Source organism: Ruegeria sp. HKCCA5763, from assembly GCF_013034545.1.
Classification (GTDB): domain Bacteria; phylum Pseudomonadota; class Alphaproteobacteria; order Rhodobacterales; family Rhodobacteraceae; genus Ruegeria.
Window position 1 is genome coordinate 873,155 of the sequence record NZ_WQGF01000001.1, and the last position, 13,970, is coordinate 887,124.

Below are 13,970 nucleotides of genomic sequence, written 5' to 3' on the forward strand. Positions count from 1 at the left end.
GTATGATGTAATGGTAGCCTGTCAGCTTCCCAAGCTGATTATGGCGTGTGTTAATAGGGGTTTCGGTGATCTTTTTATTCCATGAAAACAAGGGGTTTAGTTCAGCTCGGTTCAAAAGGCTGTTCAGGCGTGTTCATTTCGGTATATGAACATTCTTGAACAAATCTTTGAACAACTGGAACTGACATGACCAACGTTATCGACTTTCATACCCGCCAGCCTGTTGCCGAACCGTTGACGATCCGGGTGGCACCCAAGCCTGACCTGATCACCGGCATGGCGACCGCAGCGGTTTGCTTCGTCCTGTCCTTTGTCGTGGTGTCCGTATTGCTGGGGTCGATCTGATGGCACGCGTTGACCTGTCCAACCCGGCGAAGCGGGACGCGCTCAAGCCCCGCACAAGCTACTATTCGCACCCCTTGGGCTCGAAACGCTATGTCCTGATGCGGGTCGGCAAGACGGGCCGCACATGGGGCGCACGGGTACCGGGACGGCCCGACAAAGGTCTGGGTCCGGTCGATGACATGACCTTCGATCAGGTAGCCGATCTGGTGCGCAAGATGGAAGTGGAAGCGGATGACAAACCCACCGCCCTGCATACCATCGGTGAAGCACTGGACAGCTATGTGAAGCGGGCCGGTCTGACGAAGAACAAGCGCGGCGTTGCCACCATCCAAAGCCACATCAATCTAATGTCCGATCTTCGGGCAAAACGGATCGCGGATGTGCGATTGGCCACGCTGAACAAATGGCGCGACGATCTGATCACCCCGGATCGCGGAATCGCCACGGTCAACAAGGCCGTCGGCACGCTGAAAGCCGCATTGAATGCCCATGGCGTCGAAGGCGATTGGTCGAAACTGAAGAAGCTGAAAGAGCCCAAGGCCGCACCGGCTGCGATCCTGACGCGTAAAGATGTTGATCTGGTCCTGGCTCAACTTTCCAATTCTGACCCCGACTTTCACGATCTGGTCAAAGCCCTGTGGCTGACCGGGGCGCGACCGGGTGAGATTATGAACGCCCGCAAGCACGACATCCGGGGCAACACCCTGACACTGACCGGCAAGACCGGCACCCGTCACATCACACTGACACCCGGTGTCGCCGCGTTCTTTGCCGCACGGGCCGCACAGGCGCGCGACAACCTGCTGGAAACCGATGGCCGACCCTTCACGCCCGACATGCTGAAACACCGCTGGGACGGGCTGGAACTGGACGCCACGCCCTACGCGCTGCGCCATGGTTTCATCACGTCCGCGATCTATGCCGGTGTGCCGATCTTTCCGTTGGCCAAGCATTGCGGCACCAGCGTGGAAATGATCGAACGCACCTATGGTCACATCTTGGCCGAAATGCAGGCCGAAGCCTTCGGGGCTCTGGAACAGGTGCTGATGTGACCGACAAGCTGCGCGAAGCCCTAAACCAGATCGAACAATTACGCGATCAGGTCGATCCGAACGACAAAGCACCCATCATCAGCGGTCGCGACGTGACGGATTCGGATGTCGATCAGGAAATGGTCCGCCGTGGTTGGGCGCGGTTTTTGGGTGGATTTGGTGACCGTCGGGTTGTTGGTCCGGTGGATCGCGATACCTATTGGCAACGCCGCGATCAGGTTCGTGCGGAACTGAAGGCGAAGGCCGGGGCGTCAAAGGCTGGTAACGAACGTTGGCGCGAAGAACTGGAAGCCTTACACGACGCGATTAAACAGGCTGCTGTTGAATACGGCAGGCCGTTAAGGTCCAAGGCGAATGGATCACGGGTTTTGAAAGACCGTGTGAACACGATCCTAGAGGGGCAGGGGATTAAGCCCCGGTCAGCCCGAACATTGGAAGATCACATCCCATCTGCATTTTTGTGAAATTCATCCCGCGTTAGCGTTTAGCATCGCGGGATTTTTTGTGACTAATAGGTAGGCATCCAAAAACAAAAGGATGTCACCATGATTGATCTTGAAGCACTGTCTAAGCAGTTATCTGCTGAAGTGCGCAAGGCAGTAGAAGCCGAAGCGCACAAACTGCAAACCACCGCCGGTCTGTCCGAAATGGTTTGCGCGATCCTCAAAAAACCGATGATCAACTACCCGTCTGACGTTCAGGTGGTTTTGGGCGTTGGTCGGACCACGCTGCACCACATCGTCAAAGATGACGACACTTTCCCACCGCTTAGTGAAATCGGTCGCCGCCAGTTCGTGAACACACAGAAGTTCATGGATTGGGTCGCATCGAAAGAAACCGGAAAGGCCGCGTGATGCAGATCAACCGGGCCACCGCATGGGAAAAGATCGACGCATGGCAGACGAACCTGTTCGAAGCCGTCTCGGATCAAAACGCCAGCCGCGTGTCGATCTATTCCGAAGCGATTGCGACGTTGTCCGCGCTGCTGGCCGGTGGCGATGCGGTGCTGGAATTGGACGCGGACGACACTGAAACCATCAACCAAACAGAAGGAAACTGACACATGAAAACGGAATACAAAGTGACCGACCCGACCGAGAAGGAACGCATTCTGAAGGAAGGCGGGATCGCGGACCAACGGGCCGAAGTGTTCATGCTGCAAAACGGTGGCAGGGCTGTCGGTATTCGTGTGGAAACCAACGAAGGGAAAGACCTGACCTATTTCGATTGGCTCGGTGGTGTTCTGTTCAACCGCCGTGACTTTGCAGCCGCCTAAAGCGAACACCCGACCACAAGGGCCGGGTGCTGAACGAAACCGGGGGCGTTGTCAGTTTGCCGACGGGCAACCCCCCAATCATCTGGAATGAGAAATGTGTATTACAAAAACCGCCCGTGATCCAGCTTGGTTTGCCGCTGATCGCAACTTCTTCGAACGTCACCCGGATCGCGAGTTTCGCTTCAGACGGGCCAGGAAGGACGAATTGCCCGAAGGCATCCAACCCTTGCCGGATGGCTATCTATGGGGCGTTGTCGTCCAGTGCTTGGGGCGCGGCCTTGATGGTGGTCAGATACGGACCCGCCATTTCAATCAGTACCCGGAAATCCTGATCCGTTACGCACACACATTTGACGACTTCCATCTGGACATGGTGCCGGGTGGCGGGGCGATCCTCATGTCCGATCAGGTGAAGGCGACAATGCAATGATGCGCCCGTATTATCTGACCTGTTTTCAGAGCCGGGACGACACCGTGCCGATTGTGGAACGGCATCACTACACCGCCAGTTTGCCATCGACCCGGTACCACTTCGGCCTGTTCAATAACTTCACCCTTGTCGGTGTTGCCGCCTATGGGAAGCCCGCCACCAGACAGGGCCGCTTGATCTGCGGACCTGAGTACGAAGACCGGGTGCTTGAACTGAAGCGGGTCGCGCTGATCCACAATAAACCGCACGAAGCGTCCCGGTTAATTGGCGGATCGCTGCGGTTACTACGTCGGGAAGTGGGTGATGCGGTCGTGGTGTCCTATGCCGACACGAACCAAGGCCATCGCGGCACGATCTATCAGGCAAGCAACTGGGACTATTTCGGCACGGGCGCGATCAAGACGGACGTGACGGTGAAGGGTCTGGAACATTTGCACCCGGCATCGATCATGGATGAGTTTCGCGGACAGACGAACCGCACGGCCCTGCTGCGGGCGAAGTATGGCGACCGGGTCTACAGCCGCAGGCGACCAGCAAAACACAGGTATGCGACCTTTGTGGGAAGCCACCGATTCAAGCGTGAAGCACGGGCCGCGATGAGACACGCGGCAAAACCTTATCCAGGAGGGTCAATCTGATGGTTGCATTCAACGGCGATAAAATCCGCGAACTGACACAGGGCGAGACGGTCGTCTGCGCACGGGAACTTTTCGACCAGATGGGCCACCCACCAGAGGCGTGGAACATGTCGGTCAGTCAGAGCCTGACCCGCATTCTTAAAGACCTTGGCTTCACGGTCGTCCACAAGACCACACGACCGGGCTATGGCGGTTTCTATGAGTACGCCAAGCCGATACCGGCACCACCACCGGCACATCTGCCCCAGTTTATCGATCCAATGGTGATCGTGATGGCCATGTCGATCCGCGAACGTTTTGGTGATGGGGCGTTGGCGGCTGAAGTTCTGCGGCAAATGCTCAAATAAAAATACCCCGGCTTGCATGGGGCAAGGCCGGGGCAACGAAACCCTTCACACTCAGAAGGACAACTAAAGATGACCCCGAATATAACACATCCAACAGGCTTTCACAGATGGGCATTGAACGTCGGATTTACCGGCACGATCCCGGTCATTCCGTACGGTGCGAAACTGCATGAAGAGTCGCGTGTCGATCCTGATGCACGCGGCAAGGTGCCGGGTGATTTCTATCAGGGCGCGTGGAATGGCTTGGGTGCTTGGCCGAACTTCAAAATGTCCACCGTCATGGCGGATCGCTTTGACCGGCTTGGCGCGAATGTCGGTGTGATCCAAGGCGAAGACCTTGCGTCGTTTGACGCCGATACACTGGACCCGGAACTGGCTGCGGCTGTCATGGCCCATATGCACGCGGTTGGGGGTGCTGCGTGGCCTATGCGGACCGGACAGGCACCGAAACAGCTTTGGATGTTCCGGGTGCAGGGCGATCCGATCAAGTCCGCACAGCAGACCTTTACCAAGGATGGTCATCCGCCGCAGGGTTTGGAAATCAAGGGTACCGGATCGCAAGTTGTCATTGCCGGAACCCACAGCAGCGGCGTGCCGTACACGTGGACGAACTGGCCGGAAAATGGCGTTGCCGGATTTCCCATTGCCACGGCTGACGGTCTGCACGCCCTGTTCGATGACGTGGCGAAGATCATCGAAGGGAAGGGGTGGAAGAAAGGCCGACGGACCCGGAACAACAACGACGATGGGACCGGTAGCCGGTTGGGTGCGGAACCCTTCGACAAGTCGCTGGTGCCGGAAGTGATGAACTGCATCAAAAACGACGAACTGTCCTATGACGACTGGCGTCGGATCGCGTTCGCACTGAAAGCGGCTGTTGGTGACAATGGTCGGCTGATGTTTGAGCAATGGTCCGCACGGGCCGAAAAAAACGATCCGAAAGAAACCTTGAAGCTATGGGCCGAAATCGAGCCGGATAACAGCACAGGTTTCGGCACGCTTCGATATTGGGCAACACGGGATTGCGGGGGTCGGTTGCCCGGTGATCTGGAAACCCGCGTCCACAATTCGGCCCGGTTGAAAGAGGCCGAGGTTGCAGGGATGCTGATGCACGGCCAGATCATCATGCCGCCCGGTGTCGAAGTGGCCGAAGCACCCATGCAGCTACCGCCCGCGCTGCAATCCAACCGGCCATCGTTTGATTACGCACTGACAGCCACCGGCGATGTGATCCGTAACAGCAAGGCCAATCTGGTCGCCTTCTTTCACAACTATGATGCTTGGCACGACTGCTTTGCATTCGATGCGTTTGCGCAGCGCATCATCATGACCAAACCATATCCGGGGGCGGTGGATCGCACGGTCGGTCGCGCGATCACCGGCAAGGATTTGAAACGCATCCGTACCGAAGTGTTGAAAGACCATTTCTTCCCCCGGATCGGTCAGAAGGATGTGGACGACGCCGTGATGCAACGGGCCGAAGACAACGTGTATGAACCAGTCCAGGAGTATTTGAACGGGCTGGTCTGGGACGGTGTACCGCGCCTTGACGGGTGGTTGGTGGCCTATGGCGGCGTTGACCCCTCTGGCGGCGCGTACGTCGCGCAGGTGGGCCGCAAATGGCTGATCGGGGCAGTGGCCCGCGCCATGAAACCCGGCTGCAAAATGGACAATGCGTTGATCTTTGAAGGACCACAGGGCGTCGGCAAGTCGTCCCTTCTGGCGGCATTGGTACCGAACGAAGAATGGTTCAGCGACGATCTGCCGGGATTGGACAACGAAAAGATGGGCGTGCGATTGGCCGGAAAATGGATTGTCGAGTTAGCCGAACTGACAAAGGTCTTAAAGTCCGAGTTGGAAGACATGCGCCATTTCGTGACGCGTCGGTACGATGAACACAAAGTTGCCTATCAGGACATGAACGAAAGGTTGCCCCGGCGTTGCGTTCTGGCCGGATCAACCAACCGTGACGACTACCTGAAAGATCACGAAGGCGAACGCCGGTTCTGGATTGTTACGTGCGATCTGCCGTTGGACGTTGACGGTCTGATCCGTGATCGCGATCAGCTTTGGGCCGAAGCACTGGCCGCATATCGATCCGGTGAAGGTTGGTGGCTAGACAAAGCGTTGGAAGACGAAGCCCGCGAAATCCAGAAGCAGCGGGTTGATGAAGACGAATGGTTTCCGTTGGTCAGCAACTACGTTGAAGGCAAGGATGCGGTCTGCATTCCGGAAATCAAATCGATCATTGGCATGGAAGAAATACGCCGTTGCGCCAACCAACGACCCGCGCCGTTGAAGCGCATCAGAACGATGCTGCAAGGGTTGGGTTTCCGCAAATCAAACCTGAAAAAGAAGGACGAACCGTTCCGGAAAAATCCGTTGTACGTTCGGAAAAAACCGTAGTGGTTTGGGAATTTCCGAGTCGATTTGGAAAAATCCGTGGGAAAAACCGTGATGACGAAAATTCCCAAAATAACGGAAATTTCCCGGTTTTTTCCCGGTAATTCCCAAGCCTTTTCTTATACTTATCTCTCTTTCTATAGAAATGGGAAGAATAATAGAGAGAGAATAGAGAATGGAAAATAAGGATAAAAAACGCTGTAGAGCAGCTACAGGCCCAGAAAACACGGGATTCTGACGAAAGTTTTTTTCGCGGTCGAAAATTCCCAAAGCACATATAAGGATCGATCTATATGCCGAAGAAGACGCACCCGTTCTACAGCAGCAAAGCGTGGAAGCGTTTAAGGACACTGGCGAAACGTCGTGACAATTACAGATGCACGAACTGCGGTGCTGATGTTCGTCGTCCTGGCTCTGCAATTGTGGATCACGTGAAGCCACGATCAACGCATCCTGATCTTGCGCTGTTCTTACCGAACCTGCGGACACTGTGCAGGCCATGCGATAACGCACGGCACCGTGAAAAGGGTAGGCGTCGGGATACGCCACAGATCGGTGCTGATGGATTTCCTGTTGGTTCAGAATGGTCGAAGCTGAGTAACCGCAACGATGATGATGATGACAACGACACGTGACTGATCGTTCGTTGATCGTTGGTGTTTTCCAAGTTGGAAGACACCCCACCGTGATCAATGCTGTCCTGCTGATGACTTTAACATCGACGTTGAATGAATGGTTCGATCACTGATCGATGACGTGACGATGACTGATCGTTGACGGTCGGTCGGCTGACGATCTAGGGGAGGGGCCGAGTCAAGCAAAGTTAGGGAGTTCGTCACCGGCGTGGGTCCAACGAAAGGCACGCTAATCCCCGTTTCCGCTCACCGTGTTGCAACTTCGTTGCGTGATCTCGGACTTCAGCGCAATATATCTGGCGAATCCACTATCAAATTACGTCGAAATGCACGAAATCAGATCGGATCGCGCAATATGGCACCACGCAAGCAAAGATCGGACAGTATCGCAGGAATGCGCGAAGAATTAGCCCAGCCACACGCCGAAGACATAGCGGTGCCGGACCTTCCCGGCGCGGAAATGCTGGATGCGTTCGGGCGCGAGTGCCTGGCCCGCCTGTACCGTGAAAATGCCGAACACTGGACCGAAGCCGATCTGCTGATGCTGGTTGAAGCCGCCGCGATCCAGCAACAAATGCACGCGAACCGCTTCGTGGTGATGACGACACCGCCGACGATCCAGCACGCCAACGGCACCATCGGAAAGAACCCGGCGCACGTCTATCAATTCGAACTGATCCGCGCCCTGCAAACGCTCCTGCGAGATCTTGGTATCCGCAGCAAAGACGTTCTGAATGACCGGCAAAAATCCCCGCTGGATGGAAAGAAACGCCAGCCACACCGCAAGACCATCGGTGCGAAACCAATCGAAACACACGATGATGGATCTCCGAATTGGGAAAGCCTGAGGATAAACTGATGCCCGACACATGCCCACCGCGCGCATGGTTTGTCGAAAACCTCATGGGCGGTCACTGGCCACCACCAGACGGACCGAACCGCATCGCCTATTTCCGCGTCATGTCGGATAACCTCAACGTGGTATCGATCCCGATCAGCCGTTTCGCCCTGATGGACGCCTTGCCCTGGGATGAGTTGAATGATGTCAGCTTGGGTCGCATCTGATGGACTGGCCGAAGCTGCCAACCCGACAGTTTATGATCGACACGTTCATGTTCGGTCACCCACCGCCACCCGAAGATGACCCGACCCGCGCGAGTTACTTCACCGTCATGAAAGCCAACATCCGATCCAGTGACGCACCGCGCGGTTTCAAGGGTCTGGGTCTGATCGGGTCGTGGCCCTGGGATGACATGAACAGGCCGACCAAATGACCAAGCGCAGCAAACGACGCCGACCGCTTGAAGATGCGCCGAAACCTGTCACTCGTTTTTGGCTAAGTCCTGTGGCTTAGGTGGCTTAGAATGCAGGTGGTAAACGTTGAAAATATCAGCCAGTCTCGCTCTGTCTGAGACGGGGCGGCGACAGGAAGAGCACCGCCCCGGAACCACCGGGCATATCAGGGGGAGGGGCAGTGCCCGGCGGTGATCTGTAAGACTTGCAGGTGCGTGTTCGCTATTTGATAGGAACGACCTTAACCTCTGAGGTAATTCGGGCCACGTAATCCGTAATAGCTTCGGCACTTTCCGGTTGATAGAGGCGGATGACCTGCGTCCAGCCGGGTTGCACGTCGATGTTGTTTGGCTGCCCCGGACAATTATATCGGAACGTGATGGAACCGTCCGCGTTCTCTTCCGCCGCCCGATTGTTCAGAGCAAAGTTCTCTTCGACGATCCAGCTTTCTGCACTGTAGGTCGTCACCGAGAAAAACGCACCGTCGTCAAATTTCAGAGGTGGGGACGGCAGGGTCATCTCGGAACATGCGCCTTCAGCCGAAGCGCCCTCAGGAACGATCGTCGAAATGTAGACAGCATCCTTGTAAGGCAAGCCGCCCCACCCTTTCGCTGTGGCAATCAGGAACATTTCCGGGTCAACATCCTCCGGGCGGCCAAAGAACAACTCCGGCTTGTCTGCTTCTGCTGCTCGAGCGACCAGCGAGGCCCTGACAACATCGAGGCTTTCGGTATCGAACCCCTTGGGCGCATAGGGCTCTGTCGAAGCGGCCTCAATCAGGAAGCCATCCTGATGCGCGTGCGCCTCTGCAAGTCCGGCCTCATCCGTTGATTTCAACCCGGTTCGCATGTTGAGAAACACGTAGCGGCCTGTGGTCAGGTCCTCAGGGGTCAGAGTGACGCTCTCGCCAGCATAAAGCACGTGCAGAGTATAGTGCGCCTCGTCGATGATCTGGATCATCGAAAGGTAATCCCAGTCAGGATTGGTGATCGTCGCACCACCCATCGTATCGACGACAGCATGGCTATAGAGCACATCCTTGTTCTCGGTGATTACGAACTGGTTGTCCGGACTGGATGGCTCGCGCGAATGCCGGATTGTGTTCACTTCATGCTCAGCAGAGTGCTCCGACATGTATTTGTCAGTTTCGGCGATCGTAAAATTGTCGAGAGTGACCTGGGTGCCATCAGCCATGGCCGCACCGGCAAAGATCATGCCGACGAAAAACACAGGTGCAAATGTTCGGGTCATCAGTTTGCCTCCGTGACGTCTGGCAATGTGTATGTCCGGTCGAGCACGGCCTGGCCGGGGCGGTAGATGCGCATCAAGAAGTTCCAGCCGTCGCTGATGTCGACGCGGTTGGGCTGTGCGCCGCAGAGCACCTCAGCGCCGTAGTGCACAGTGAAGGTGCCGTCGTCGTTCAGGCTCACGTTGCGGTCATTAACAATGTTGTTGTCGCTCTCCATGAAGCCGTCGGCGCCGTAGACGGTGATCGACCAGAAGGCATCATTGGGCGGCACTTCGTAGGTCGCCGTATAGCAGGCTTCCGCTGAGGCCGGGCCGGTGTAGTTGATGTAGACGGCATCTTTCTCCGGGAAGAGCCCCCAGGCACCAGCGACTGCGAGATGGCGGGTTTCCTCGTTCACTTCGCCTCGCGGGCCCATCCAGTCGGGCTCGTACTGGCTGAACTTCTGGAATTCCTTTTCGTACTCGGCACGCAGGGCGAGCATGCTGTCCACGTCCCATTGCGGTTCGGGGAAGAGATCGTGGCTTGCCGCTTCGATGACGAACTTGTTCTGCATATCGTTGACGAGCGCCACATCCGCCGGATCGCTCGGGTCCATGATCTGGATCCGCATGATCAGAGCGACATATTTGGTGTCGCCCGGGATCTCGTAAGTGCCCGGCTCGTAGAAGACCACGGGCGCGTAGTGGTCGTTGTCGATGACGAGGATAGAGAAATAGCGGTCATCCGGAAACTCAGGAATCGTGATCGTTGCGCCGCCCTCGGTATCGACCACGGAGCCGGCATAAAGCGTATCGCGGTTCATCCGTACCACGGCCTGCGCGTCCAGTGGCGTCGGCTTGCGGATGTAGTAGAAGCGGTTCACGTCACTTCCAGCATTAAGCTGGAACTGGGAGAAGGACATGTCGACTTCAGCCCGGATGTATGTCTTGGGCGTGACAGTTTCTTGAGCAAGCGCGGGCGCTGCAGCGAAAGTAATGAGACTGGCAGACTTAACAATTTCTTTCATTCACTTCTCCCAATCGTTTTCCGAGTTACCAGCCCCGACGTGACGTAGCTCAATCGAACGCCGCGACAACACCCACTTTGCTTTACTCGTGTCGTCTGACTGCCGGTGATTTTTCATGTATAGCACCTGCAGGGAATGTCTGTTTTGTCCGCACTGTGGTCCTTGCCCCGTTTTCGGCCAACGTCCGCTGTTTAGAGAAGCGGTCGTTCGTTTATAGGTCCTGACCCTAGAGCCTTACCGATGGCGCCCACCACGTCGGCCTGTGCGGCGGCAAGCTGTTGCTCAAGGTGTGCGATCCGCTTTTCATACGGTTTGACCGCCTTGACGACTTGTTTGACGACCGCTTCGGTGTGTTTGGCCTGTTCCGCGCGGACCTGTGCCATCAGGTGCGCGGCAAATGCCTGCATATTGGGTGATCCTGATTTAGTGACCGGGTCATAGTGTAGGACATGATCTCCACCACCGGCTGACCCAGAGCCGCCGATCTCCTTACCTTCGAAATACAAGCGATCACCGGCTCGGGTTTGTTGGGGGCCGTCGAATGGATTACCGGACATGGGGTTTCCCTTTTCTCGATTTCGCGGCTGCGCTGGTGGCAACGCGGTATTCGTCATGGATCGCTTTGATCTTCGGTGACTTCATGTCGAAGCCGACCGACGGCAGGCGATCCGACAACAGCATCAGCAGGCTGGCTGATCGGAGTTCGTCGCTATTGGCATCAATCCTGTCTTCAGCATCATCGGCGCACCCTTCGGCCCGCTCGGACACTTCCCGGCACGCAACGGCCAGATGGTCCAGCGTTGCCCCATGAACGCCCAGGCGGCACGCAAGGCTTGCCAGACGGGCCAAAGGGGTCCGGTGCGGGTGAGTGTCACGGGTTCTGAGTACCAAGGCCGCACGGTCCGTATCAGCGGCAAAGGCGCGGGTCTGGGTGATGGCGGCTGTGACCGCGCGGTTGTCGGCTTCGAATTGGGCGGTGATCTGGCGTCGTTCTTCAGCCGCAGATCTCGACCCGCGTTCTTCGGCGCGAGATAGGCGATTGATGGTAGATCGAAGGTGCGGGACGCGCTTGATCAACTTTCGTGCTGCGGATGGTGCGGTGCGGCGTGTGATCATTGCGTGTCGTTCCCGTTCTGGATGGGAACAATATATGCATGAATTGGAATTCTAGTCACTAAGTAATTGTTATTGCTGAAAAAGTAATACCTAAACGTATAAAAGATCCTCTATATATATGTATACACGTTGCCAAAAAATTGTACGTACGTAAGGCCACCGGCTTGCATCACTGACAAGGAAACTTAGCTGATAAAACGCCAACAACTACCGGCAGAGCAGGGCCGGATTTAGCACTCGGGTCGTCCGCAAAAACAGTCGGCGCGATTTGCTCGTATGCCTCGACCAAATTTGTACGTGTTATGGATTCATCGGTACAAATACGTCCCTGAAGCACCCCTAAATCGTGTGCCGCCTGAAAGTACCCGTTACAGAAACTAATCCAGTCCATATCCGCGCGGGTGCAAGCCTCCAAAAGATCGCCACCTGTAACTGTTGTGCTTTGCCCAAAAGCGGCTGTTCCCAAAGTGGCCGATGTAAAGACCAATATGAAACCGCAAAACTTCATCCTCTTTCCTCCTCGCAAAGCCAATTGTTGCATTTCGTACCTTGCAGCCCAATCAGCGGTTTTGCTGGCCATCTTGTTATTGCTCGCGTTGGGTGAAGCACCAGAGCAACCATCAGCCTAGCAGTAACTAGGGTAATCAACCTCGTCATGGATGCTGGCTTTGATGTTTGGTCGTCTAGAGAAATGACACCCGCTGAACTGAGGCGGTGTACCGGCTATTGATCCAACCAGTGTAGCGACCCGTATCTTTCATGCCCCATTTAGTCTGGGCAGTCCCATGGTCAGACTAAACCCCGCGTTGCCTATCATCCCAGATTAAGGTGACGCGGGGAACTTTGATCCAACCTGTGATCCCTGTCGTAACTAAAGTACCCCAAACTGCAACCCGCGTTGTAATAAGGGTCCCCCCATTTGAACGCGGGTCTTTTTGGGGATGAGGGGTAACGAGTTTTCTGTCGCCATTTGCCGACCGGACCTTTCAATTCTGGTTCGGTCGGCAAAGGATGGTCTGGTAGCTGGACGTTGTGCGTATTGAGACATTCAAAGATGGCGGCCCAATCGTCTTGTAACGAAGGTTTACTGCGATACTCGCGCAAAATTTCCAGCTTGCATTTCAGGTCGTGCGGAATAGTTCTAGGCCATTTTCGCATGGCATATTTCTATTTTAGTTCTGCACCCTATCAACCGGTCGTCCGTTCCATCGTGGATCGGGGCGTTTACTTTTTGTTGCCTAGTCAACAGCACCGTTCTGCATCGCAACCGCTTCTTCCGGTTACCAATTAGTAATTATCAAAGCCGATGTGGCGATGGTTGGTACGGCTAAGAGAAACAAGCCAACAATGTAAAATAAGAAGACAAAAGCCCGGACCCAAGGTTTCGAAAAATCCAACATTTTATGTTCTAAGTAGAATACATCTTTGCGCCGTTTGAAGGCTCCATCATAAACCTCCATCCCGAAGACCTGCTCAACACGACGAACCGAATACACCGTTTCTAGTACTTTGGCAGATTCTAGGTGTCCTGATCCCGTGAAGAATTCACCAGTAGTGAGAACATCTGACGACTCCACAATTTCTGAAATAAGACGATGTAGATCGGCACTTAGTTCATCTGGAAACGAATTGCTGTCTTGATCGTACATTCCTGATTGCTGTTCTTCAGACAAGTTATGAAAAAAACTGGACGTTACACGATCAAAACTACCGATTGTCATATTTCGCGTGGCAATGCTGTCCATCAACTTAACGTATTCATCTACATGCACGAAGCGGCGCACTTGATTAGGGGCAAAAGCGCTGAACAGAGCAACGCCGATCCCAAAAACTAGAAGCCCGAAATACAAGTAAGTCATATTATCATTGTATACGTTATCCCAGAATCCGGGATTTACTACGTCTCGAATGGGTAAAGTCGTTTTAAACCAATCGGTTATGTGTGTGTTAAACACAACTACGTAGCCAACAATGGGCATCAGTATGGTCAATTGTGCTGTCTTCGCATTGCCTATACTCGAAAGCACTGACCAACGGATTGAATGAAAGAATGCGAAATACTTGCCTTGAATATATCTAAAAAATTTATTGGAAAAAAAAAGTCATTAGGAAGGTTCCAAAGTACTAGGCTCAGGACCCATTGATTTCCGTTTGGTTGCGTGATTCACGGGCCGAAAAAC

General features: G+C 54.9%; 20 protein-coding genes. 14 read left to right on the top strand and 6 right to left on the bottom strand.

Translation table 11 applies throughout. The features are described 5' to 3' along the window. Window positions 1–186 precede the first annotated feature (186 nt). From GOV89_RS04250 to GOV89_RS04315, 14 genes are all read left to right on the top strand, one after another. Entirely contained in the window at window positions 187–345 is a 159-nt protein-coding gene (locus GOV89_RS04250) for a hypothetical protein (RefSeq protein ID WP_171237551.1), read from the top strand. Further along, window positions 345–1,397 carry a hypothetical protein gene (locus tag GOV89_RS04255; protein WP_171237552.1) on the top strand — a complete coding sequence of 351 codons (1,053 nt, stop codon included), beginning with the start codon at window positions 345–347 and terminating at the stop codon, window positions 1,395–1,397. Before GOV89_RS04250 ends, GOV89_RS04255 begins: the two co-directional genes overlap by 1 nt. Beyond that, window positions 1,394–1,861 carry a hypothetical protein gene (locus GOV89_RS04260; RefSeq protein ID WP_171237553.1) on the top strand — a complete coding sequence of 156 codons (468 nt, stop codon included), beginning with the start codon at window positions 1,394–1,396 and terminating at the stop codon, window positions 1,859–1,861. The genes GOV89_RS04255 and GOV89_RS04260 overlap by 4 nt, the downstream gene beginning before the upstream one ends. 81 nt (window positions 1,862–1,942) lie before the next feature. Next, window positions 1,943–2,251, top strand: coding sequence for a hypothetical protein (locus GOV89_RS04265; RefSeq protein ID WP_171237554.1), 309 nt, complete (start codon window positions 1,943–1,945; stop codon window positions 2,249–2,251). Beyond that, on the top strand, window positions 2,248–2,457 hold the full coding sequence (locus GOV89_RS04270; protein WP_171237555.1) for a hypothetical protein: 210 nt from the start codon (window positions 2,248–2,250) through the stop codon (window positions 2,455–2,457). Before GOV89_RS04265 ends, GOV89_RS04270 begins: the two co-directional genes overlap by 4 nt. 3 nt (window positions 2,458–2,460) lie before the next feature. Further along, window positions 2,461–2,673, top strand: a complete 213-nt coding sequence (locus tag GOV89_RS04275) for a hypothetical protein (RefSeq protein ID WP_171237556.1) — start codon at window positions 2,461–2,463, stop codon at window positions 2,671–2,673. 94 nt (window positions 2,674–2,767) lie between these two features. Continuing rightward, window positions 2,768–3,103, top strand: a complete 336-nt coding sequence (locus tag GOV89_RS04280) for a hypothetical protein (RefSeq protein WP_171237557.1) — start codon at window positions 2,768–2,770, stop codon at window positions 3,101–3,103. Next, window positions 3,100–3,741, top strand: a complete 642-nt coding sequence (locus GOV89_RS04285; RefSeq protein ID WP_171237558.1) for a hypothetical protein — start codon at window positions 3,100–3,102, stop codon at window positions 3,739–3,741. The genes GOV89_RS04280 and GOV89_RS04285 overlap by 4 nt, the downstream gene beginning before the upstream one ends. Then, window positions 3,741–4,088 carry a hypothetical protein gene (locus GOV89_RS04290; RefSeq protein ID WP_171237559.1) on the top strand — a complete coding sequence of 116 codons (348 nt, stop codon included), beginning with the start codon at window positions 3,741–3,743 and terminating at the stop codon, window positions 4,086–4,088. The genes GOV89_RS04285 and GOV89_RS04290 overlap by 1 nt, the downstream gene beginning before the upstream one ends. Window positions 4,089–4,157: 69 nt before the next feature. Further along, a complete protein-coding gene (locus GOV89_RS04295; protein WP_171237560.1) occupies window positions 4,158–6,494 on the top strand; it encodes a VapE domain-containing protein in 2,337 nt (778 codons plus the stop codon). 290 nt (window positions 6,495–6,784) lie between these two features. Then, on the top strand, window positions 6,785–7,126 hold the full coding sequence (locus GOV89_RS04300; protein ID WP_171237561.1) for an HNH endonuclease: 342 nt from the start codon (window positions 6,785–6,787) through the stop codon (window positions 7,124–7,126). 355 nt (window positions 7,127–7,481) lie between these two features. After that, complete coding sequence (locus GOV89_RS04305) at window positions 7,482–7,985, top strand: hypothetical protein (protein WP_171237562.1); 504 nt, start codon at window positions 7,482–7,484, stop codon at window positions 7,983–7,985. Further along, window positions 7,985–8,191, top strand: a complete 207-nt coding sequence (locus GOV89_RS04310; protein ID WP_171237563.1) for a hypothetical protein — start codon at window positions 7,985–7,987, stop codon at window positions 8,189–8,191. Before GOV89_RS04305 ends, GOV89_RS04310 begins: the two co-directional genes overlap by 1 nt. Continuing rightward, window positions 8,191–8,400 carry a hypothetical protein gene (locus GOV89_RS04315; RefSeq protein WP_171237564.1) on the top strand — a complete coding sequence of 70 codons (210 nt, stop codon included), beginning with the start codon at window positions 8,191–8,193 and terminating at the stop codon, window positions 8,398–8,400. The genes GOV89_RS04310 and GOV89_RS04315 overlap by 1 nt, the downstream gene beginning before the upstream one ends. A 241-nt stretch (window positions 8,401–8,641) precedes the next feature. On the opposite strand, the gene GOV89_RS04320 is transcribed toward GOV89_RS04315, so the two are convergent. The 6 genes from GOV89_RS04320 to GOV89_RS04350 form a co-directional block, all read right to left on the bottom strand. Beyond that, window positions 8,642–9,670 (bottom strand): DUF1254 domain-containing protein, encoded by a 1,029-nt coding sequence (locus GOV89_RS04320; protein ID WP_209509258.1) that lies wholly within the window; start codon window positions 9,668–9,670, stop codon window positions 8,642–8,644. After that, complete coding sequence (locus tag GOV89_RS04325) at window positions 9,670–10,674, bottom strand: DUF1254 domain-containing protein (protein ID WP_170337759.1); 1,005 nt, start codon at window positions 10,672–10,674, stop codon at window positions 9,670–9,672. Before GOV89_RS04325 ends, GOV89_RS04320 begins: the two co-directional genes overlap by 1 nt. A 191-nt stretch (window positions 10,675–10,865) precedes the next feature. Further along, a complete protein-coding gene (locus GOV89_RS04330) occupies window positions 10,866–11,231 on the bottom strand; it encodes a hypothetical protein (protein ID WP_171237146.1) in 366 nt (121 codons plus the stop codon). After that, on the bottom strand, window positions 11,221–11,790 hold the full coding sequence (locus GOV89_RS22760) for a hypothetical protein (protein WP_245224417.1): 570 nt from the start codon (window positions 11,788–11,790) through the stop codon (window positions 11,221–11,223). The genes GOV89_RS04330 and GOV89_RS22760 overlap by 11 nt, the downstream gene beginning before the upstream one ends. A 169-nt stretch (window positions 11,791–11,959) precedes the next feature. Beyond that, a complete protein-coding gene (locus GOV89_RS04345) occupies window positions 11,960–12,370 on the bottom strand; it encodes a Rap1a/Tai family immunity protein (RefSeq protein ID WP_171237567.1) in 411 nt (136 codons plus the stop codon). A 700-nt stretch (window positions 12,371–13,070) separates the two neighbouring features. After that, complete coding sequence (locus GOV89_RS04350; protein ID WP_171237568.1) at window positions 13,071–13,781, bottom strand: hypothetical protein; 711 nt, start codon at window positions 13,779–13,781, stop codon at window positions 13,071–13,073. Window positions 13,782–13,970 lie beyond the last annotated feature (189 nt).

Excerpts from the sequence above, each read along its gene's own strand:
- GOV89_RS04250 (WP_171237551.1), top strand. The coding sequence starts at position 187 with ATGACCAACGTTATCGACTTTCATACCCGCCAGCCTGTTGCCGAACCG.
- GOV89_RS04255 (WP_171237552.1), top strand. The coding sequence starts at position 345 with ATGGCACGCGTTGACCTGTCCAACCCGGCGAAGCGGGACGCGCTCAAG.
- GOV89_RS04265 (WP_171237554.1), top strand. The coding sequence starts at position 1,943 with ATGATTGATCTTGAAGCACTGTCTAAGCAGTTATCTGCTGAAGTGCGC.
- GOV89_RS04275 (WP_171237556.1), top strand. The coding sequence starts at position 2,461 with ATGAAAACGGAATACAAAGTGACCGACCCGACCGAGAAGGAACGCATT.
- GOV89_RS04280 (WP_171237557.1), top strand. The coding sequence starts at position 2,768 with ATGTGTATTACAAAAACCGCCCGTGATCCAGCTTGGTTTGCCGCTGAT.
- GOV89_RS04285 (WP_171237558.1), top strand. The coding sequence starts at position 3,100 with ATGATGCGCCCGTATTATCTGACCTGTTTTCAGAGCCGGGACGACACC.
- GOV89_RS04290 (WP_171237559.1), top strand. The coding sequence starts at position 3,741 with ATGGTTGCATTCAACGGCGATAAAATCCGCGAACTGACACAGGGCGAG.
- GOV89_RS04295 (WP_171237560.1), top strand. The coding sequence starts at position 4,158 with ATGACCCCGAATATAACACATCCAACAGGCTTTCACAGATGGGCATTG.
- GOV89_RS04300 (WP_171237561.1), top strand. The coding sequence starts at position 6,785 with ATGCCGAAGAAGACGCACCCGTTCTACAGCAGCAAAGCGTGGAAGCGT.
- GOV89_RS04305 (WP_171237562.1), top strand. The coding sequence starts at position 7,482 with ATGGCACCACGCAAGCAAAGATCGGACAGTATCGCAGGAATGCGCGAA.
- GOV89_RS04310 (WP_171237563.1), top strand. The coding sequence starts at position 7,985 with ATGCCCGACACATGCCCACCGCGCGCATGGTTTGTCGAAAACCTCATG.
- GOV89_RS04315 (WP_171237564.1), top strand. The coding sequence starts at position 8,191 with ATGGACTGGCCGAAGCTGCCAACCCGACAGTTTATGATCGACACGTTC.
- GOV89_RS04320 (WP_209509258.1), bottom strand. The coding sequence starts at position 9,670 with ATGACCCGAACATTTGCACCTGTGTTTTTCGTCGGCATGATCTTTGCC.
- GOV89_RS04325 (WP_170337759.1), bottom strand. The coding sequence starts at position 10,674 with ATGAAAGAAATTGTTAAGTCTGCCAGTCTCATTACTTTCGCTGCAGCG.
- GOV89_RS04330 (WP_171237146.1), bottom strand. The coding sequence starts at position 11,231 with ATGTCCGGTAATCCATTCGACGGCCCCCAACAAACCCGAGCCGGTGAT.
- GOV89_RS22760 (WP_245224417.1), bottom strand. The coding sequence starts at position 11,790 with ATGATCACACGCCGCACCGCACCATCCGCAGCACGAAAGTTGATCAAG.
- GOV89_RS04345 (WP_171237567.1), bottom strand. The coding sequence starts at position 12,370 with ATGGCCAGCAAAACCGCTGATTGGGCTGCAAGGTACGAAATGCAACAA.